This is a genomic window from Clostridium pabulibutyricum (assembly GCF_058242705.1).
On record NZ_JBZAYZ010000008.1, the window covers coordinates 120018 to 141235 of the forward strand.

22 protein-coding genes and 1 other annotated feature are annotated in these 21218 nt (G+C 36.1%); all 22 genes read right to left on the bottom strand.

Features of this window, described 5'->3' with window-relative positions; all coding sequences use genetic code 11:
• Positions 1-3 precede the first annotated feature (3 nt).
• The 22 genes from rplV to tuf (AC4CVH_RS10390) all read right to left on the bottom strand — a co-directional run bounded on the left by rplV (position 4) and on the right by tuf (AC4CVH_RS10390) (position 21201).
• Complete coding sequence (gene rplV, locus AC4CVH_RS10285; protein ID WP_490787671.1) at positions 4-345, bottom strand: 50S ribosomal protein L22; 342 nt, start codon at positions 343-345, stop codon at positions 4-6.
• 28 nt (positions 346-373) lie between these two features.
• Entirely contained in the window at positions 374-673 is a 300-nt protein-coding gene (gene rpsS, locus AC4CVH_RS10290; RefSeq protein ID WP_490787672.1) for a 30S ribosomal protein S19, read from the bottom strand.
• Positions 674-737: 64 nt separating this feature from the next.
• On the bottom strand, positions 738-1571 hold the full coding sequence (gene rplB, locus AC4CVH_RS10295) for a 50S ribosomal protein L2 (RefSeq protein WP_490787673.1): 834 nt from the start codon (positions 1569-1571) through the stop codon (positions 738-740).
• Between the two features lie 58 nt (positions 1572-1629).
• The gene (gene rplW / locus AC4CVH_RS10300) at positions 1630-1926 is read right to left on the bottom strand and encodes a 50S ribosomal protein L23 (protein WP_490787674.1); all 297 of its coding nucleotides are present in this window, start codon (positions 1924-1926) and stop codon (positions 1630-1632) included.
• Positions 1926-2546: a 50S ribosomal protein L4 gene (gene rplD, locus AC4CVH_RS10305; RefSeq protein ID WP_490787675.1), complete on the bottom strand. Its 621-nt coding sequence runs from the start codon at positions 2544-2546 to the stop codon at positions 1926-1928. Before rplD ends, rplW begins: the two co-directional genes overlap by 1 nt.
• 25 nt (positions 2547-2571) lie before the next feature.
• On the bottom strand, positions 2572-3201 hold the full coding sequence (gene rplC, locus AC4CVH_RS10310) for a 50S ribosomal protein L3 (protein WP_490787676.1): 630 nt from the start codon (positions 3199-3201) through the stop codon (positions 2572-2574).
• Between the two features lie 81 nt (positions 3202-3282).
• The gene (gene rpsJ / locus AC4CVH_RS10315) at positions 3283-3591 is read right to left on the bottom strand and encodes a 30S ribosomal protein S10 (RefSeq protein ID WP_490787677.1); all 309 of its coding nucleotides are present in this window, start codon (positions 3589-3591) and stop codon (positions 3283-3285) included.
• 377 nt (positions 3592-3968) lie between these two features.
• The gene (gene tuf, locus AC4CVH_RS10320; protein WP_490787678.1) at positions 3969-5162 is read right to left on the bottom strand and encodes an elongation factor Tu; all 1194 of its coding nucleotides are present in this window, start codon (positions 5160-5162) and stop codon (positions 3969-3971) included.
• Positions 5163-5203: 41 nt separating this feature from the next.
• Positions 5204-7273 (bottom strand): elongation factor G, encoded by a 2070-nt coding sequence (gene fusA / locus AC4CVH_RS10325; protein WP_490787679.1) that lies wholly within the window; start codon positions 7271-7273, stop codon positions 5204-5206.
• 77 nt (positions 7274-7350) lie between these two features.
• The gene (gene rpsG / locus AC4CVH_RS10330) at positions 7351-7821 is read right to left on the bottom strand and encodes a 30S ribosomal protein S7 (RefSeq protein WP_490787680.1); all 471 of its coding nucleotides are present in this window, start codon (positions 7819-7821) and stop codon (positions 7351-7353) included.
• A gap of 173 nt (positions 7822-7994) precedes the next feature.
• Positions 7995-8372 carry a 30S ribosomal protein S12 gene (gene rpsL, locus AC4CVH_RS10335; RefSeq protein ID WP_490787681.1) on the bottom strand — a complete coding sequence of 126 codons (378 nt, stop codon included), beginning with the start codon at positions 8370-8372 and terminating at the stop codon, positions 7995-7997.
• 85 nt (positions 8373-8457) lie between these two features.
• Positions 8458-8697 carry a ribosomal L7Ae/L30e/S12e/Gadd45 family protein gene (locus AC4CVH_RS10340; RefSeq protein ID WP_490787682.1) on the bottom strand — a complete coding sequence of 80 codons (240 nt, stop codon included), beginning with the start codon at positions 8695-8697 and terminating at the stop codon, positions 8458-8460.
• A 110-nt stretch (positions 8698-8807) separates the two neighbouring features.
• Positions 8808-12344, bottom strand: coding sequence for a DNA-directed RNA polymerase subunit beta' (gene rpoC, locus AC4CVH_RS10345; protein WP_490787683.1), 3537 nt, complete (start codon positions 12342-12344; stop codon positions 8808-8810).
• A gap of 17 nt (positions 12345-12361) precedes the next feature.
• The gene (gene rpoB / locus AC4CVH_RS10350; RefSeq protein WP_490787684.1) at positions 12362-16078 is read right to left on the bottom strand and encodes a DNA-directed RNA polymerase subunit beta; all 3717 of its coding nucleotides are present in this window, start codon (positions 16076-16078) and stop codon (positions 12362-12364) included.
• A 302-nt stretch (positions 16079-16380) separates the two neighbouring features.
• Positions 16381-16749 (bottom strand): 50S ribosomal protein L7/L12, encoded by a 369-nt coding sequence (gene rplL / locus AC4CVH_RS10355; protein WP_490787685.1) that lies wholly within the window; start codon positions 16747-16749, stop codon positions 16381-16383.
• Positions 16750-16781: 32 nt separating this feature from the next.
• Positions 16782-17288: a 50S ribosomal protein L10 gene (gene rplJ, locus AC4CVH_RS10360; protein ID WP_490787686.1), complete on the bottom strand. Its 507-nt coding sequence runs from the start codon at positions 17286-17288 to the stop codon at positions 16782-16784.
• Between the two features lie 29 nt (positions 17289-17317).
• Positions 17318-17448: a sequence feature (ribosomal protein L10 leader region), on the bottom strand.
• A 15-nt stretch (positions 17449-17463) separates the two neighbouring features.
• Positions 17464-18153 carry a 50S ribosomal protein L1 gene (gene rplA / locus AC4CVH_RS10365; RefSeq protein ID WP_490787687.1) on the bottom strand — a complete coding sequence of 230 codons (690 nt, stop codon included), beginning with the start codon at positions 18151-18153 and terminating at the stop codon, positions 17464-17466.
• A gap of 56 nt (positions 18154-18209) precedes the next feature.
• A complete protein-coding gene (rplK, locus tag AC4CVH_RS10370; protein WP_490787688.1) occupies positions 18210-18635 on the bottom strand; it encodes a 50S ribosomal protein L11 in 426 nt (141 codons plus the stop codon).
• Positions 18636-18694: 59 nt separating this feature from the next.
• The gene (gene nusG / locus AC4CVH_RS10375; protein WP_490787689.1) at positions 18695-19216 is read right to left on the bottom strand and encodes a transcription termination/antitermination protein NusG; all 522 of its coding nucleotides are present in this window, start codon (positions 19214-19216) and stop codon (positions 18695-18697) included.
• 45 nt (positions 19217-19261) lie between these two features.
• Positions 19262-19483: a preprotein translocase subunit SecE gene (secE, locus tag AC4CVH_RS10380; RefSeq protein ID WP_490787690.1), complete on the bottom strand. Its 222-nt coding sequence runs from the start codon at positions 19481-19483 to the stop codon at positions 19262-19264.
• Between the two features lie 38 nt (positions 19484-19521).
• Positions 19522-19671, bottom strand: coding sequence for a 50S ribosomal protein L33 (gene rpmG, locus AC4CVH_RS10385; RefSeq protein ID WP_490787694.1), 150 nt, complete (start codon positions 19669-19671; stop codon positions 19522-19524).
• Between the two features lie 336 nt (positions 19672-20007).
• A complete protein-coding gene (tuf, locus tag AC4CVH_RS10390; protein WP_490787678.1) occupies positions 20008-21201 on the bottom strand; it encodes an elongation factor Tu in 1194 nt (397 codons plus the stop codon).
• Between the last annotated feature and the right edge of the window lie 17 nt (positions 21202-21218).

A 21218-nucleotide genomic window follows, 5' to 3' on the forward strand; every position in this document is an offset into this window, starting at 1 on the left:
TCCTTACTTTTCTTCTCTTTCTTTAACTACTAGAGTTATGTGACTGCTTCTCTTTTTTATACTGAATGCTCTTCCCTGAGCATGTGGTTGAAATCTTTTTAAAGTTGGACCCTGACATGCATATACTTCTGAAACATATAAATTATCTGAATCTAAATCCAAATTATTTTCTGCATTAGAAACTGCCGATTTAAGTAACTTATTTACTACTACGGCAGCATCCTTTGGAGTATACTTTAATATAGCAAAAGCTTCTTTTACATCTTTTCCTCTTATTAAATTGAGAACTATCTGCACTTTAGTCGAAGACATTCTCACATATTTAACTATTGCCTTGGCTTCCATGTTTTTACCTCCTCTCTGTCTTGCTTAACTATTTACCAGCAGCTGACTTAACAGCAGTTGTATCTTCCGTTTTTGCGCCATGACCCCTGTAAGTTCTAGTCAACGCAAATTCTCCTAACTTATGTCCTACCATATCCTCAGATATATATACAGGTACATGTTTTCTTCCATCATGTACTGCTATAGTATGACCTATCATCTGTGGAAATATAGTTGAACTTCTTGACCAAGTCTTTATAACTTTTTTTTCACCTTTTTTATTCATTTCATTTATTCTTTTTAAAAGCGCCTCTTGGACGTAAGGTCCCTTTTTAACCGATCTACTCAATTTTTTGGCCTCCTTTCACATATCGCCTAATAATTTAAGGAAGAGAATATATATTCTCTTCTAATTATTTACTGTTTCTTCTCTTGATTATAAGTTTATCAGAATATTTCTTATGTTTTCTTGTCTTGTATCCAAGAGCTGGTTTACCCCATGGAGTAAGTGGTCCTGGATGCCCTACTGGTGACTTACCTTCACCACCACCGTGTGGATGGTCATTAGGGTTCATGACGGAACCTCTAACTGTAGGTCTTATTCCCATATGTCTCTTTCTTCCTGCTTTACCCAAATTGACTATCTCGTGAGTTAAATTTGATACTGTTCCAATAGTAGCTCTGCACTCTATTCTTACATATCTCATCTCACCACTTGGCAATCTAAGTGTAGCATATTTTCCTTCTTTAGCCATTAATTGAGCTGATGCTCCTGCTGACCTTACGAGCTGAGCTCCCTTGCCTTTTTGAAGCTCTATATTGTGAATTACTGTACCTACTGGTATATTCAAAAGAGGAAGACAATTTCCTACTTTTATATCCACGTCAGATCCTGAAACTATAACATCTCCAACTTTCAATCCGACTGGAGCTATTATGTATCTTTTTTCTCCGTCTAGATAGTTTACAAGAGCTATATATGCCGATCTATTAGGATCATATTCTATAGTAGCAACTTTTGCTGGTATATTATCTTTATCTCTCTTAAAATCAATTATTCTGTATTTTCTCTTAGCTCCTCCACCTATGTGGCGAACTGTTATTCTTCCATTTGCATTTCTACCACCAGATTTTTTCAAATCTTTAAGAAGTGACTTTTCAGGTGCATCTGTAGTTATCTCTTCAAATGTACTTACTGTCATATTTCTTCTTGATGGGGTAGTAGGCTTAAATCCTCTAACTGCCATTAAAGTGTTACCTCCTTCTTCTCGCTTATCTGGCTATTCAACCAATACCTGCTTTATTTTACTGCATTCCCTCAAAAAATTCTATTGTCTTACTGTCTTCTGTAAGTTTTACAATAGCCTTTTTATAGTCTGCCCTTTTTCCAACATGTACTCCAACTCTTTTAGGTTTTCCTACATATTTAGCTGTTTTTATTTCTTCCACAGTAACATCGAAGACAGATTCTACAGCTTCCTTTATCATTGTTTTTGTAGCACGCATATCAACTAAAAAAGTGTATTTCTTATCACTCATTGAAGCCATGGTTTTTTCAGTTATAACCGGCCTTCTTATGATATCATAATTTGTATATTTCATTATGCATACACCTCCTCAATCTTTGATACAGCTTCCTTAGTTATCATAAGCTTATCAAATTTCAACAGATCATATACATTTATATTATTTACTGGAATAACCTGAACTCCAGGTATATTTCTTGCCGATCTGTAAATATTCTGATTTGATTCTTCTGTAACTATTAATGTCTTCTTTGCTTCAAAAGCGCTTAACACTTTAATCATGTCTTTTGTCTTTGGAGCATCGAAGTTCAAGCTTTCTAAAACAATTATTTCATCGTCTTTAACTTTGCTTGTAAGCGCTGATTTCATTGCTACTTTTCTCGTTGATTTAGGCACTGAAACCCTGTAATCTCTAGGCTTTACTGCAAAAACCATACCACCATGAATCCACTGTGGAGCTCTTATTGAGCCTTGTCTTGCCCTACCAGTTCCTTTTTGTCTCCAAGGTTTTATTCCACCTCCAGAAACTTCAGATCTAGTTTTAGCTGACTGTGTTCCCTGTCTCTTGTTAGCAAGAAGTGCTACAACTACTTGATGAAGTGCATTCTCGTTAACTTCAACTCCAAATATCTTATCAGACAAATCTAAATCTCCAACTTTTTTTCCTTCTTTATTAAATAATCCTACTGTAGGCATTCTGTATCCTCCTTTCTACTAAATATCAAGCTTTTATACTATTTTTTATTATTACAAATCCTTTATTCGGTCCTGGAACCCCACCTTTTATCAAAATAAGATTCTTTTCAGGAATGACTTTTGCAACCTGCAAATTTTGAACTGTTACATTTGCATTTCCCATATGTCCAGGCATCTTCATATTTTTAAATGTTCTTGATGGATCAGAAGCTGCACCCATTGAACCAACTGCTCTATGAAATTTTGATCCATGAGACATAGGTCCTCTTTGAGCATTCCATCTCTTTATAGTTCCCTGAAATCCCTTTCCTTTTGAGATTCCAGATACATCAACTTTATCTCCCTGTTCAAAAACATCAGCCTTTATTTCCTGACCAACTTCATAGGATTGTGAATCCTCTATTTTTAATTCTTTTACAAATCTCTTTAAAGATACTCCTGCTTTCTTGAAGTGACCCTTAACAGGTTTACTTGCAAGTTTCTCCCTCATATCATCAAAAGCCACCTGTATAGATTCATATCCATCTTTTTCTACCGTTTTTTTCTGTAAAACTACACAAGGTCCTGCTTCAATGACTGTAACAGGAACTACCTTTTTATTTTCATCAAATATTTGCGTCATACCAAGCTTTTTGCCTAATATTGCTTTTTTCATTCTCTACACCTCCTCAACGTATTAGCGGATTACATTCAAGTAATCATAACCGTTCGTAATAGTTTAATCTATTACAAAAATCTACAGTTTAATTTCTATATCTACACCTGCTGGCAGATCAAGTCTCATCAAAGAATCTACAGTTTTTGGTGAAGGACTTATTATATCTATAAGTCTCTTGTGAGTTCTTATTTCAAACTGTTCTCTTGAATCCTTATATTTATGTGGTGCCCTAAGTACAGTAACAACATCCTTTTCTGTAGGCAATGGTACCGGCCCAGCCACTTTGGCTCCAGTTGATTTTGCTGTTGCTACAATTTTTTCCGAAGACTGATCTAATATGTTATGATCAAAAGCCTTTAATCTTATTCTTATTCTTTGTTTTGCCATTTATATTCCCTCCTTTTCATGCACGCTTTGCTTCTTTTACGTACAACAGCGGATACATTCTGTAAACTGTTCCTGGCGTTTCATTTTATTTTACATAAAAACGCGCTTACAAAACCTCCGTCATCCGGTTCAACGACCTAGACTGTTCAATCAAGAATTACCCGGAAGCCCGGCAACCTCTTGCTTCATCACTGTTATAACAATACAACTTCTTAATTATACTATATATATTTTTATTTTACAAGTAAAAAATATCCGTGGTATAAAAAATTTATAAAAAAGAAGGAAAGAGCGTCCTCTTTCCTTCTTTTTTATAAATTATAAAATCAAGTCATATCCTTATTAAATAAAAGTGATATGCTATTCATACTAAGAAACTACTCAACAATCTTAGTAACAACACCTGAACCTACTGTTCTTCCGCCTTCTCTTATTGCAAATCTAAGTCCTTCATGCATTGCTACTGGTGTTATAAGTTCTACGTTCATGTCTATATGATCTCCTGGCATTACCATTTCTACTCCTTCTGGTAGTGCTATAGATCCTGTTACGTCTGTTGTTCTGAAATAAAACTGTGGTCTGTATCCGTTAAAGAATGGTGTATGTCTTCCACCCTCTTCTTTTTTAAGTACATATACCTGACCTACAAATTTCTTGTGCGGATGTACTGTTCCCGGCTGTGCAAGAACCTGACCCCTCTGTATATCTTCTCTCTGTACTCCTCTTAAAAGTGCTCCTATGTTATCTCCTGCAAGCGCCTGATCCAACATCTTTCTGAACATTTCTACTCCAGTACATACTGTCTTCTTCTTCTCTTCTGTAAGTCCTACTACCTCAAGTTCGTCTCCTATCTTGAGTTTTCCTGTCTCTACTCTTCCTGTTGCCACTGTTCCTCTTCCTGTTATTGTGAAGATATCCTCTATTGGCATAAGGAACGGTTTGTCTGTTGGTCTTTCTGGTGTTGGTATATATTCATCTACTGCATCCATTAACTCATGTATGCATTTTGTTGTCTCTTCATCATCTGGATTCTCTAATACTTTAAGTGCACTTCCTACGATTATTGGTACATCGTCTCCTGGAAATCCATATTCACTTAAAAGTTCTCTTACTTCCATCTCTACCAATTCTATTAATTCTGGATCATCTACCTGATCTGACTTGTTTAAGAATACTACTATATGCTGTACTCCTACTCTGCTTGCTAGAAGTATATGTTCTCTTGTCTGTGGCATTGGTCCATCTGCTGCACTTACTACCAGGATTGCTCCATCCATCTGTGCTGCTCCTGTTATCATGTTCTTTACATAATCTGCATGTCCTGGACAATCTACATGTGCATAATGTCTCTTGTCTGTCTCATACTCTACATGCGCTGTGTTTATTGTTATTCCTCTTTCTTTTTCTTCTGGTGCTTTATCTATTTCATCATATTTTGTTGCTGCTGCTTTTCCCTCTTTTGACAATACTGTTGTTATTGCTGCTGTTAATGTTGTCTTTCCATGGTCTACGTGTCCTATTGTTCCTATGTTTACATGCGGTTTTGTTCTCTCATATTTCTCTTTTGACATCTTTTTTCTTCCTCCTCAAATAAACCAATATATTTAAAATATTAACCATTTCTCTTTTCTGCAATCTTTTCTTGAATATTCTTTGGAACTTCTTCAAAGTGATCGAAAGTCATGGTATAGACTCCTCTGCCTTGAGTTCTTGATCTAAGAACAGTTGCATACCCAAACATCTCTGAAAGTGGTACAAATGATCTTATAATCTCAGCTCCATTTCTCTGATCCATTCCTTCAATTCTTCCTCTTCTTGAGTTTATATCTCCCATTACATCTCCCATGTATTCTTCTGGAATTGTAACTTCAACTTTCATTGAAGGTTCAAGTAAAACAGGATCTGCTTTATGCATGGCGTTTTTAAATGCCATTGAAGCGGCAACTTTAAATGCCATTTCTGATGAATCGACATCATGATAAGATCCATCATATAATTTAACCTTGAAGTTTACAACAGGATATCCTGCGATTACACCACTTTGTGATGCTTCCTGTATTCCACTGTCAATAGGTCCTATATATTCTTTTGGAATTGCTCCACCTACTATGGCATTCTCAAAAGTATATCCATCCTCTGAAGGTGACATTTCTATCCAGCAGTGTCCATACTGACCATGTCCACCGGACTGTCTTATAAACTTACCTTCTGCCTTTACAGTTTTTCTGATTGTTTCTTTATAAGCAACCTGAGGCTGACCTACATTACAATCTACCTTGAATTCTCTTTGAAGTCTGTCAACGATTATCTCAAGATGAAGTTCTCCCATTCCAGATATAATTGTCTGACCTGTTTCCTGATTCGTATAAGTTTTGAATGTAGGATCTTCTTCTGCAAGTTTTGCAAGAGCTATTCCCATCTTTTCCTGTCCTGCTTTTGTTTTAGGTTCTATTGCTACATCTATAACTGGATCAGGGAATTCCATACTCTCCAATACTATTGGACTATCTTCGTCGCAAAGCGTATTACCTGTTGAAGTTTCCTTAAGTCCCACTATTGCGCCCAAGTCTCCTGCATGAAGTTCATCAATTTCCTGTCTATGATTTGAATGCATCTTTACAAGTCTTGCAATTCTTTCCTTCTTGCCTTTAGTAGAATTGTACACATAAGTACCGCTCTTCATAACGCCAGAATAAACTCTTGTAAATGCAAGCTTACCTATAAATGGGTCAGTTGCTATCTTAAATGCCAGTGCAGCTAATGGCTTATCATCATCAGCAGCTCTCTCATCATCTTCTCCAGTTTCAGGATTAGTACCTTTTACAGGTGGTATGTCAAGAGGCGATGGCATAAAGTTTACTATAGCATCTATCATCGGCTGTACACCTTTATTTTTATAAGATGAACCACATAAAACAGGTACTATTTGATTCGAAATAACACCTTTTCTAAGAGTAGATACTATCTCATCTTCTGTTAATTCTTCACCGTCTAAATATTTCATCATCAAATCTTCATCTAACTCGGCTATTGCCTCTATCATAGATGTTCTATATTCAGCAGCTTTGTCTTCTAACTCATCAGGTATTGAAACTTCGTCCATTACAGTACCCAAATCATCTTCATATATTATAGCTTCATTTTTTATCAAATCAACTATGCCCTTAAAACCTGCTTCTGCTCCTATTGGTATTTGTATAGGAATTGCATTGCAGTGAAGTCTATCTCTAAGTGTGTTTACACACATATAAAAATCTGCTCCAACGGAATCCATCTTATTTACATACACCATTCTTGGAACTTCATAGTTATCAGCCTGCCTCCAAACAGTTTCTGTCTGAGGCTCAACTCCGCTCTTAGCATCAAGAACTGTAACAGCTCCATCAAGAACTCTCAAGGATCTTTCAACTTCTACTGTAAAATCCACGTGTCCTGGTGTATCTATTATATTGATTGCATAACCCTTCCACTTACAAAATGTAGCGGCTGACGTTATGGTTATTCCTCTTTCCTGTTCCTGTGCCATCCAGTCCATTGTAGCTTCACCGTCATGTACTTCTCCTATCTTATGAGTTTTACCAGTATAGAAAAGTATACGTTCAGTGGTGGTTGTTTTCCCAGCATCTATATGTGCCATTATTCCTATATTACGGAATTTTTCCAACGGATATTCTCTTGCCACTTTCTCTTCCTCCTTGCAACTGTAATTTTTAATTTGACAAAACTGTTTTAGCAAAGCTACCAAAACAGTTTTGAATATTAATATCTATAATGTGCAAAAGCTTTATTTGCTTCAGCCATTTTATGAGTTTCCTCCCTCTTTTTAACAGCTGCACCTGTGTTATTTGATGCATCTATTAATTCAGAAGCGAGTCTTTCCCTCATATATTTTTCATTTCTTTTTCTTGCTGCAACAAGAAGCCATCTAATACCTAATGTCTGTCTTCTTTCCGGTCTAACTTCTATTGGAACCTGATATGTTGCACCACCAATTCTTCTAGCTTTTACTTCCAACAGAGGCATAATGTTGTTCATAGCTTCTTCAAATACTTCCATCGGTTCTTTGCTTAGTTTATCTTTGATTATGTCAAAAGCATCGTAACAAATTTTCTGAGCGACACCTTTTTTACCATCTTCCATTACATTGTTTATTAATTTTGTAACAACTTTACTGTTGTATACTGGATCAGGTAGTACATCTCTCTTTGATATATGTCCTTTTCTTGCCACTTTTCTTCCCTCCTTAACATCTTTTATTTAAGTTCATAGGTACTCGGTCATATATTAATAAATGACCGCAAAGCGCTCTGTACTCCTGCAAAATAACTTATCAATTTTACATTTGTAATTAATTTATATATAAATGCCGAATACATAGCACTAACTTACTTTAATTTTTAACTTTATTTTTTCTTTGGTTTTTTTGCACCATACTTTGATCTCGCTTGCTGTCTATCAGCTACTCCAGCAGAATCCAAAGCTCCCCTTACAATATGGTACCTTACACCTGGAAGGTCTTTTACTCTTCCTCCCCTTATAAGGACAACACTGTGCTCTTGAAGATTATGTCCTATACCTGGAATGTAAGAACTTACTTCATATCCATTTACAAGTCTAACTCTGGCAATTTTTCTAAGTGCTGAATTAGGCTTTTTAGGTGTAGTAGTTTTTACAACTGTACAAACTCCTCTTTTTTGTGGGCATTCTTTTAATGCTGGTGCCTGAGATTTCATAGTTGATACTTTTCTTCCTTTTCTAACCAATTGACTTATTGTTGGCATGTTTGCACCTCCCTCTAATCATTAATTATCTTATATAATCATAATAATATAAGCAAATTTATTTGTAATAATAATTTATTATACTTTATTTTAACAGAGCAGCCGTAGCGGCTCCGACATTTATCCCACACAACCTGCCAAGCTCTTTCATAGTGTCTACATATACAACTTCCAAGGAATTATCTTCTACTAAGACATTTACTGAATCTTTTAGACCATTGTCAGCATCTTTAGCTATATAAACAGTTTTAACAGAATTATTCTTTATAGCCTTGATAGTTTGCTTTACACCAACAACTTTTTTTCCTTTAAGTCTGTAAATCATAAACCTATTTCCTCCCTTACAGTGTTATAGAGACAAAGGCTTGCTTTGTCTCTTAAAAACACATAGCTGTATTTTATCATTTTAGCACTGTTATGTCAATAAATTATAATTTATGCTTCTTTTTTATTCGTTAGCTGATCATCTTCCTGCTTATCCGGACGATTTACTTTTATTGATCTATATTTCATCATGCCAGTTCCCGCCGGAATAAGTTTACCTATAATTACATTCTCTTTCAATCCAAGAAGTGGATCTATCTTTCCCTTTATAGCAGCATCTGTAAGTACTCTAGTTGTTTCCTGGAATGATGCAGCCGACAAAAATGAATCCGTAGCAAGTGCAGCTTTGGTTATACCAAGAAGAGCAACTCTGCCCTGGGCAGGTTTACCGCCGTTATCCATGACTTTATTATTTTCATCCTCGAAATCAAATATGTCTATCATAGTTCCCGGCAGAAGATCCGTGTCTCCTGAATCCTCTATTTTAACTTTTCTTGTCATCTGTCTTATTACTACTTCAAGATGCTTATCATTTATATCAACACCTTGAAGTCTGTAAACTTTCTGAACTTCAGACAAAAGATAATTCTTAACTCCCTGAACGCCCTTTATTCTCAAAATGTCATGTGGATTTACAGAACCCTCAGTTATTTCATCACCAGCATTTATCATATCCCCATCCGACACTTTAATTCTAGCACCAAATGGAATATCATAGCTTACTTCTTCTCCACTGTCTGAAATAACTGACACAGTCCTCTTTTTCTTGGTCTTCTCCATTTTTACAACACCAGAGACCTCACTTATTATAGCAAGCCCCTTTGGCTTTCTTGCCTCGAACAATTCCTCTACTCTTGGAAGACCTTGTGTTATATCAGATCCTGCAACTCCTCCTGTATGGAAAGTTCTCATTGTAAGCTGTGTACCAGGCTCACCTATACTCTGGGCTGCTATTATTCCAACAGACTCACCTATATCAATCTTCTTGGCAGTAGCCATGTTCATTCCATAACACTTAGAACATACTCCCTGCTTGGTTTTACATGTAAATACAGACCTTATTTTTACTTTTTTAACTCCTGAAGCTTCTATCTTGGCTGCAATTTTTGAATCCATATAACTGTCTGCAGCAGCTATTACTTCATGAGTTTTAGGATCTTTGATATCTTCTGAACAATATCTTCCTGTAAGTCTTTCTGCAAGACTTTCTATAACTTCATTTCCTTCTTTTATCTCGGATACTTCATATCCCTCATGAGTTCCGCAGTCTTCTTCCCTAACTATAACTTCCTGGCTTACATCTACAAGTCTTCTTGTAAGGTAACCTGAATCTGCAGTTTTAAGTGCTGTATCTGCATTTCCTTTTCTTGCTCCATGAGTCGATATAAAGTACTCAAGAACGTCAAGTCCTTCTCTGAAACAAGCTCTTATTGGAAGTTCTATTATTTTACCAGAAGGGTTCGCCATGAGACCTCTCATACCTGCAAGCTGCTTAATCTGACTTTTTGATCCTCTGGCTCCCGAATCTGCCATCATAAATATTGGATTGAAAGTATCAAGATTATTCATAAGCTCATCTGCTACGTCTTCTGTAGTTTTGGTCCACTTCTCAATTACGCGCTGGTATCTTTCATCTTCGGATATAAATCCTCTTCTATACATCTTTTCTATTTTATCTACAGCTTTATCCGCTTCATTCAAAAGTTCTTTTTTCTTCTGAGGTACTGTCATATCCGACGTAGAAACCGTTATTCCGCTTATAGTAGAATAATGATATCCTCTTGCTTTTATTTTATCCAGCATTATTGATGTTTTAGTTGCACCATGTTTCATATAACATCTGTTTATTATCTTTCCAAGGTTTTTCTTTGCAACTAGAAAATCAATTTCAAGCTTGAATTCATTTTCTGGATTGCTTCTATCTACAAATCCCAAATCCTGTGGTATGGATTCATTAAATATAAGTTTTCCAGGAGTAGTGTCGATTATTCCACTTACAAGCTTACCATCTTCAACTTTTTCGATTTTAACTTTTATTTTTGCATGTATTCCAATCTGCTTGAGCTGGTATGCCATTATTACTTCATCTGGGCAGGAAAAATATCTTCCTTCACCTTCTACTCCATCTTCATCTATTGTAAGATAATATGATCCAAGAACCATATCCTGAGTAGGTACAACAACAGGCTTACCATCTGACGGTTTCAATATATTATGCGCTGCAAGCATTAAAAATCTAGCTTCTGCTTGCGCTTCCACCGAAAGAGGCAAATGGACTGCCATCTGGTCCCCATCGAAATCAGCGTTGTATGCAGTACAAGCAAGTGGATGTAATTTTATTGCCTTTCCTTCTACAAGCACAGGCTGAAAGGCTTGAATTCCAAGTCTATGAAGCGTTGGCGCTCTATTTAAAAGCACAGGATGATCTGCTATTACCTCTTCAAGTACATCCCATACTTGAGTTTGTATTCTTTCAACCATTCGCTTAGCACTTTTTATATTGTGTGCCAGGCCATTTTCAACCAACTTCTTCATAACAAAAGGTTTGAAAAGTTCAAGTGCCATTTCTTTTGGAAGTCCGCACTGATACATTTGCAATTCCGGTCCTACAACTATAACCGAACGTCCAGAATAGTCAACACGTTTTCCAAGTAGGTTCTGTCTGAACCTTCCCTGCTTACCCTTGAGCATATCCGACAATGATTTGAGTGGTCTATTTCCAGGTCCCGTTACCGGCCTGCCTCTTCTACCATTGTCTATAAGTGCATCAACAGCTTCTTGAAGCATTCTTTTTTCGTTTCTTACTATTATGTCAGGTGCTCCCAAATCAAGAAGCTTCTTTAATCTATTATTTCTATTTATAACTCTTCTATATAAATCATTCAAATCAGATGTAGCAAATCTTCCTCCGTCGAGCTGTACCATAGGTCTCAAGTCAGGTGGAATTACAGGTATAACGTCAATTATCATCCAATCCGGATTGTTTCCTGATTTTCTAAATGATTCGACAACCTCAAGTCTCCTTATTATTCTAACCTTCTTTTGACCAGTACTATTTTTAAGATCCTCTTTTAACTCAACAGAAAGCTGATCCAAATTTATTTCTTCAAGAAGCTTTTTAACAGACTCTGCTCCCATTCCCGCTGAAAAACTCTCTTCACCATATTTATCAACAGCCTCTCTATATTCTTTCTCATTTAAAAGCTGTTTCTTCAGAAGCGGAGTCTCTTTAGGGTCTAAAACTACATAAGATGCAAAATAAAGTACCTTTTCAAGAGCTCTTGGTGACATGTCTAGCATAAGCCCCATTCTTGAAGGTATACCTTTAAAATACCATATGTGTGACACTGGAGCTGCAAGTTCAATATGCCCCATTCTTTCACGTCTTACCTTTGCTTTTGTGACTTCAACACCACATCTGTCGCAAACTATTCCTTTGTACCTTATCCTCTTATATTTACCACAGTGACATTCCCAGTCTTTTGTAGGTCCAAATATTCTCTCACAGAACAACCCATCTCTTTCAGGCTTCAATGTCCTGTAATTTATAGTTTCAGGTTTTTTAACTTCACCTCTCGACCACTCTCTTATTTTCTCCGGAGAAGCCAAGCCTATCTGCATTGCATTAAAATTGTTTAATTCAAACAAGGGTACATCCTCCCTTCCTAATGTTCATCGTTAAAATCATCTATATCCAAATCACCTTGTAAGTCATCTAAATTAAATTCTTCATTGCTTTCATCAGGTTTATCTTCTTTATCCAACATGGAATCTTCATTTTCAGCGTAATTGTCTTTTGACTTGGTATCCTGTGGAGCAGAATCTTCATTTCCTTCTATGTTTACGCCAAGATCTTCTGAGTCTTCATCTATTGATTCTTTTATCTTTATTTCTTCATTGTCGTTATTAAGCACTTTAACATCAAGACATAAAGCTTGAAGTTCCTTTATAAGCACTTTGAAGGATTCTGGAATTCCTGGTTCAGGTATATTTTCTCCCTTTACTATTGCCTCATATGTCTTGACTCTTCCTACTACATCATCAGACTTTACAGTAAGTATTTCCTGAAGAGTATGCGCAGCCCCGTATGCTTCAAGAGCCCATACTTCCATTTCTCCAAACCTCTGTCCTCCAAATTGTGCTTTACCACCAAGTGGCTGTTGGGTTACAAGTGAATATGGTCCTGTAGATCTGGCATGAATTTTGTCATCAACCAAATGGGCGAGTTTCAGAATATACATATATCCTACTGTTACCGGTCTGTCAAATGGTTCTCCTGTTCTTCCATCATATAAAACAGTTTTTCCATCTGCACGATACCCTGCTTTCTTCAAGCAGTCAACTATGTCTTCTTCTCTTGCTCCATCAAATACTTGAGTTGCAACATGCCACCCAAGTTTGCTTGCAGCCCACCCAAGATGAACTTCAAGAACCTGACCTATATTCATACGCGAAGGTACTCCAAGAGGATTCAAACATATTTGGAGAGGTCTTCCATCCGGCAAGAAAGGCATATCTTCTTCTGGTAAAACTCTTGAAATAACACCTTTGTTACCATGTCTTCCTGACATCTTATCTCCAACGGATATTTTTCTCTTCTGTGCAATGTAACATCTTACAAGTTTATTTACTCCAGGAGGAAGCTCATCTCCGTTCTCCCTTGTAAACACTCTCACATTCACGATTATACCATACTCACCATGAGGAACCCTAAGAGACGTATCCCTTACTTCCCTCGCCTTTTCACCAAATATGGCCCTTAAAAGTCTTTCCTCAGCTGTAAGCTCTGTTTCACCTTTAGGAGTAACTTTTCCAACAAGAATATCTCCAGACCTTACTTCTGCTCCTATTCTTATTATTCCACGTTCATCTATATCCTTTAACGCATCTTCACCTACATTAGGTATATCTCTTGTAATTTCCTCCGGTCCAAGTTTTGTATCTCTTGCTTCAGATTCATATTCTTCTATATGAATTGAAGTAAATACATCTTCCTTTACAAGTTCTTCAGATATAAGCATGGCATCTTCATAGTTATATCCTTCCCATGTTGTGAATCCCATCCTTATATTCTTTCCAAGAGCGATTTCACCCAAATCAGTTGAAGGTCCATCTGCAATTACAGTTCCTTTTTTAACTTTTTCTCCTCTTTCAACTATAGGGCGCTGGTTTATACAAGTTCCCTGATTGGATCTCTTGAATTTAATCAGCCTGTAGGTATCTACTCCCCCGTCTGAATCCCTTTTAATTCTTATTTCATTGGCACTTACATAAACAACCGTTCCAGGATTTTTAGCTTTAGGCAGAACCCCCGAATCCACGGCAGCTTTATACTCAATACCAGTTCCTACTATAGGTGCCTGAGGCTTCAAAAGCGGTACCGCCTGTCTTTGCATGTTTGATCCCATAAGTGCACGGCTGGCATCATCATTTTCAAGGAATGGTATCATGGCAGTGGCAACCGATACTATCTGTCTAGGTGATACGTCTATAAAGTCAACATCTTCTACAGGTACTACTATAACATCACCTTTATCTCTTACTGTAACTCTATCATCAATGAACTTTCCCTCTTCGTCGAGGGGTTCATTTGCCTGGCCTACCAGATATTCGTCTTCCTCGTCAGCAGTCATATACACAATTTCATTTGTAACCTTTTTAAGTGCCTTGTCAACTTTTCTATACGGCGCTTCAATAAAGCCATACTCATTTACTTTTGCATATGTTGCCAGTGAATTTATAAGGCCTATGTTAGGACCTTCTGGAGTTTCAATAGGACACATTCTTCCATAATGGGAATTGTGAACATCTCTAACCTCAAATCCGGCTCTTTCTCTTGACAAACCTCCAGGTCCAAGTGCAGAAAGTCTTCTCTTGTGTGTTAATTCGGAAAGTGGATTTGTCTGATCCATGAACTGTGAAAGCTGTGAACTACCAAAGAATTCCTTTATAGCAGCTGCAACCGGCCTTATATTTATAAGTGCCTGAGGTGTTATCACTTCTTGATCCTGTATAGTCATTCTTTCCTTAACTACTCTTTCCATCCTTGAAAGACCTATTCTAAACTGATTTTGAAGCAATTCACCAACGGATCTAAGCCTTCTATTACCAAGGTGGTCTATATCATCAGTATGCCCTACATTGTACGGAAGTCCCAATTCATAACTTATAGTGGCAAAAATATCATCTTTTACTATATGTTTCGGAATTAATTCGTGCATATGCTTTCTTATTTGATCTTTAATGCTGTCTTGATCTCTGTAATTATCTAGTATTTCCTTTAAAACCGGATAATGTACATTTTCTTTTATATTTAAATCATCTATATCGAAGTCAACAAAATTATGTATGTTGACAAAATTATTTCCTATAACTCTTAAAATTTTATCATCTATTTGAATGTCAACAATATTTATACCGGATTGCTGTATTTCTGAAGCTTTTTCCCTGTCAATCCTCTCGCCTTTTTGAACAAGTATCTCTCCTGTCTGGGGATTTACTATATCAGTGGCTGCTATCTGATTCACTATTCTAAGGCACAATGCCAACTTTTTATTAAATTTATATCTGCCAACCCTTGAAAGATCATATCTCTTGGCATCAAAAAATAAAGAATCTATAAGTGACTGTGCACTATCTACTGTAGGTGGTTCTCCTGGTCTCAACCTTTTATAAATTTCAAGCAATGCTTCTTCGTGAGTTTTAGTATTATCTTTTTCAATTGTAGCTTTTAGCCTTTCGTCTTCACCAAAAAAATCTGTAATTTCATTGTCTGTACCATATCCCATTGCTCTTGCTAAAATAGTTATAGGAAGTTTCCTTGTTTTGTCTATTCTTACATATATTATATCGTTTGAGTCAGTTTCGTATTCCAACCATGCACCTCTGTTAGGAATAACTGTAGAAGAAAACAACTGTTTTCCAGTCTTGTCAACTGACATATCATAATATACTCCCGGAGACCTTACAAGCTGGCTTACTATAACTCTCTCAGCACCATTAATTATAAAAGTTCCCTGCTCTGTCATAAGAGGGAAATCTCCCATGAAAACTTCTTGTTCTTTAACTTCTCCAGTCTCTTCGTTCAATAACCTGACCTTAACTTTTAAAGGTGCTGCATAAGTGGCATCTCTATCTTTACATTCTTCAACAGAATACTTGATATTATCCATATCCAACTTATAGCCCACAAACTCCAAATTCAAATTTGCAGTATAATCTTGAATAGGATTTATATCGTCAAATACCTCTTGCAATCCTTCATTTAAAAACCAATTGTAAGAATCTAATTGCACTTCGATCAAGTTAGGCATATGACCTACTTCTTTAAGCCTGGAAAAACTCATTCTAGCTCTTTTTCCAACCTGGACAGGATGTACCATTGACTTTCACCCCTCGCATAAACTAAAAATAGCCAAAAACATTCATAATACATGTCTATGGATTATTCACAATTATTATCAAATTATTATAACCTACTTTTTTATAATATATACAGGTTATAATAATTTTTTTACATTATCAATTTATAACTAATCAATGCAATTTACTATACTATCATAATATCAAAAATTTGTCAATAATTATTTTATTTTTTAGTTTAAATTTACAAAAGAGGCACTCTTAAAATAAAAGTGTCTCTTCCATAAATTTTAATATTTAAACTTTGAAATTTATTCAGCTGCTACTTTAATTCTACTGTAGCACCAACTTCTTCAAGTTTTGCTTTCATAGCTTCAGCATCTTCCTTAGCTACGCCTTCTTTTACAGTTTTAGGAGCTCCATCTACTAATGCTTTAGCATCCTTCAATCCTAATCCTGTAGCTTCTCTAACTGCTTTTATAACCTTTATCTTCTGGCTTCCTGCTTCTTTAAGTATTACATCAAATTCACTTTTTTCTTCTGCAGCTCCGCCTGCTCCCTGTGCAGCTCCGCCTGCTGCTACTGGAGCAGCTGCGCTTACACCAAATTCCTCTTCACATGCTTTTACTAATTCATTTAATTCCAAAACACTCATATCTTTTATAGCTTGAATGATTTCTTCTTTACTCATTTAAAATACACCTCCAAAATTTCTTTCATTTATTATGCTTCCTTTGAAGCCGAGTCTTTCTGCTTTGATATTGCATCTAACACACATACAAATTTTGATACTGGAGCCTTAAAGCTGCCAAGTAATTTAGCAATAAGAACTTCTCTAGGTGGTATGTTAGCAAATTCCTTGATTTTAGCTTCATCATAAAATTCGTCGCCTATAACTCCACCTTTTAACTGCAAAACGTCATGATCTTTTGCATAATTATTCAGCACTCTTGCTGGGGCTGTTGCATCCTCGTAAGAGAATGCTATTGATATAGGTCCTTTTAAAACTTGTTCTACATCATTATAGCCCAATTCTTTGGCTGCAAGTGCAGACAAAGTGTTCTTATAAACCTTATATTCCACACCAGCTTCTCTTAAACTTTTTCTAAGCTCCGTATCTTCTTCAACTGTTAAACCTTGATATTTAGAAAAAACTATTGCTTTAGCCTTTTCCATTTTTTCTTGTATCTCTTTAACTTTTTCCTGCTTCAATTCTCTATTAGTTGCCAATTTATATACACCTCCTCACAGTATAATGCAGTAACAATATTAAAGGCCTCCCCATAGACAAAGAGAGACCAACCGATTTCTTTATATTGGAACCCTAGGTAGGTTGGAAGACCGTTACGCTTTAAGCACCTACTGTCTATGGAATATTTACTTGTTTATAATATAGAACTAATTTTTAGTCCAATACTTTTACTGGATTAACCTTAACTCCAGGTCCCATAGTACTTGACATTACTACTGATCTCAAATACTGACCTTTTGCAGCTGATGGTTTTGCCTTTACAATTGCATCCAACAATACGTGAAAATTTTCAACTAACTTTTCTGTTCCAAATGATTTCTTTCCTATAGGAACATGTATTATTGAAGTCTTATCCAATCTGTACTCAACTTTTCCTGCTTTAATATCTTTTATAGCTTTTGCTACATCAAAAGTTACTGTTCCAGATTTAGGATTTGGCATTAATCCTTTAGGTCCAAGGACTCTACCAAGTTTACCAACAACGCCCATCATGTCAGGAGTTGCAACAACTACATCAAAATCAAACCAGTTTTCCTTTTGGATCTTTTCAACATATTCTTCAGAACCTGCAAAGTCTGCTCCAGCTTCTTTAGCTTCATCAACTTTAGCACCTTTTGCAAATACAAGAACCTTTACTTTTTTACCTGTTCCATGAGGAAGTACTACTGCTCCTCTTACCTGCTGATCTGCATGTCTTGGATCAACTCCAAGCCTTAATGCAAGTTCTATAGTTTCATCAAACTTTGCTTTCGCAGTTTTTAAAACTAAATTTACAGCTTCTTCTGGTGAATAAACTTCACTTCTGTCAATGAGTTTTACACTTTCCTTATAATTCTTTCCCATTTCAAATCCTCCTTGTGGTATTAACAACTTACGTCTCCCACTAATTCAACTTAAAACTATTCTTCAACTGTTATTCCCATGCTTCTAGCAGTTCCAGCTATCATTTTCATAGCAGTTTCAACAGATGCTGCATTTAAATCAGGCATTTTAGTCTCTGCTATTTTTTTAACCTGCTCTTTTGTAACCTTTGCTACTTTTGTTTTGTTTGGTTCTCCTGAACCACTTTCAATTCCTGCTGCTTTTTTAAGTAATACTGCTGCTGGTGGTGTTTTCAATATAAAACTAAACGATCTATCCTGATATACAGTAATTACTACTGGTATTATCAATCCATCCTGTTTGTTAGTTTTAGCATTAAATTCTTTACAAAATCCCATAATGTTTACACCATGCTGTCCAAGTGCTGGTCCAACTGGTGGTGCTGGACTTGCTTTACCTGCAGGGAGTTGAAGTTTAATAATTCCTACTACTTTCTTAGCCATAATATACACCTCCTACAATGTAACTTATAGACTTTTCGCTTTATTTACATGCGATTTTACTAGTCTAGCTTTTCTATTTGATTAAAATCAAGTTCAACAGGAGTTTCCCTGCCAAACATGTTAACAAGTGCTTTAATTTTTCTTTTTTCAGTATTTATCTCCTGGATAACAGCTGAAAAGTTTTCAAGAGGTCCAGATTTAACTTTAACATTTTCTCCTATCGACATATCTACATTTACAGGTTTTTCACTTATGCCCATAGTTTTAACTTCTTCATCCGTAAGTGCCACCGGCTTGGATCCAGGTCCAACAAATCCAGTAACTCCTCTAGTATTTCTTACTATATACCATGAATCATCACTCATAACCATGTGTATCAAAACATATCCTGGAAAAACTTTTTTGAGGGTTATTTTCTTCTTTCCATCTTTCACTTCAACCTGTTCTTCCATAGGAACCTGAACATCATCTATCCAATCATAGAGGTTTCTATTTTCTATGGTTTTTTCAAGGTTAACTTTAACCTTATTCTCATAACCAGAATATGTATGAACTACATACCATCTAGCTTTATCTGCCATAATGTTAGGGACGAAATTTTCTCTGTCCCTGCCTCCTTTTTATTATTATTTCAATATGTTTTGAACTATGAAATTAAATCCAAAATCCAATATTCCAACAATAACAACATACACAGCACAAAATGCAATAACTGATATAGATGCCTTTTTCACATGTTCTTTTGATGCCCAAGTTATTCTGCTGAATTCTGCCACCAAATCTTTTATAAAATTGGAACCCTCACCATCTACCACTTTTTTATTCTGTTTATTATTGCTTGACGCCATGACATTCACATCCTTGAAATATTCTCTATAAAATGCTATTACTTTGTTTCCTTATGAATTGTATGTTTATGGCAAAACGGGCAATACTTCTTTACTTCCAATCTATCAGGATTGTTCTTTTTGTTCTTAACAGTACTGTAATTTCGCTGTTTACATTCTGTGCATGCTAATGTAACTTTTACTCTCACTGCCATCACACCTCCTAGTATCGTTAATGTATGTCAATCATTCCCATCTACATTAAATTTTAGAGGACGAGATTTAATCATCAAAGTTTTTGACTTCAATTATTTATACACGGTGATTGACAACACCGCAATATCAAATTCTAACAACAAATTTTTTAATTTTCAAATCCGTCAAATTTCCGTCTGTGATTTGTCGTATATTATAAAAATTTAGAATTTTACGCATTACTTATATACCTTATCACAGCTTGGTTTTCATGTCAATGAAAATACAATAATATCTTGATTTTAAAAAGGATCAGATCCAATAAATCTGATCCTCAATATACTAAGAAACTACTCAACAATCTTAGTAACAACACCTGAACCTACTGTTCTTCCGCCTTCTCTTATTGCAAATCTAAGTCCTTCATGCATTGCTACTGGTGTTATAAGTTCTACGTTCATGTCTATATGATCTCCTGGCATTACCATTTCTACTCCTTCTGGTAGTGCTATAGATCCTGTTACGTCTGTTGTTCTGAAATAAAACTGTGGTCTGTATCCGTTAAAGAATGGTGTATGTCTTCCACCCTCTTCTTTTTTAAGTACATATACCTGACCTACAAATTTCTTGTGCGGATGTACTGTTCCCGGCTGTGCAAGAACCTGACCCCTCTGTATATCTTCTCTCTGTACTCCTCTTAAAAGTGCTCCTATGTTATCTCCTGCAAGCGCCTGATCCAACATCTTTCTGAACATTTCTACTCCAGTACATACTGTCTTCTTCTTCTCTTCTGTAAGTCCTACTACCTCAAGTTCGTCTCCTATCTTGAGTTTTCCTGTCTCTACTCTTCCTGTTGCCACTGTTCCTCTTCCTGTTATTGTGAAGATATCCTCTATTGGCATAAGGAACGGTTTGTCTGTTGGTCTTTCTGGTGTTGGTATATATTCATCTACTGCATCCATTAACTCATGTATGCATTTTGTTGTCTCTTCATCATCTGGATTCTCTAATACTTTAAGTGCACTTCCTACGATTATTGGTACATCGTCTCCTGGAAATCCATATTCACTTAAAAGTTCTCTTACTTCCATCTCTACCAATTCTATTAATTCTGGATCATCTACCTGATCTGACTTGTTTAAGAATACTACTATATGCTGTACTCCTACTCTGCTTGCTAGAAGTATATGTTCTCTTGTCTGTGGCATTGGTCCATCTGCTGCACTTACTACCAGGATTGCTCCATCCATCTGTGCTGCTCCTGTTATCATGTTCTTTACATAATCTGCATGTCCTGGACAATCTACATGTGCATAATGTCTCTTGTCTGTCTCATACTCTACATGCGCTGTGTTTATTGTTATTCCTCTTTCTTTTTCTTCTGGTGCTTTATCTATTTCATCATATTTTGTTGCTGCTGCTTTTCCCTCTTTTGACAATACTGTTGTTATTGCTGCTGTTAATGTTGTCTTTCCATGGTCTACGTGTCCTATTGTTCCTATGTTTACATGCGGTTTTGTTCTCTCATATTTCTCTTTTGACATCTTTTTTCTTCCTCCTC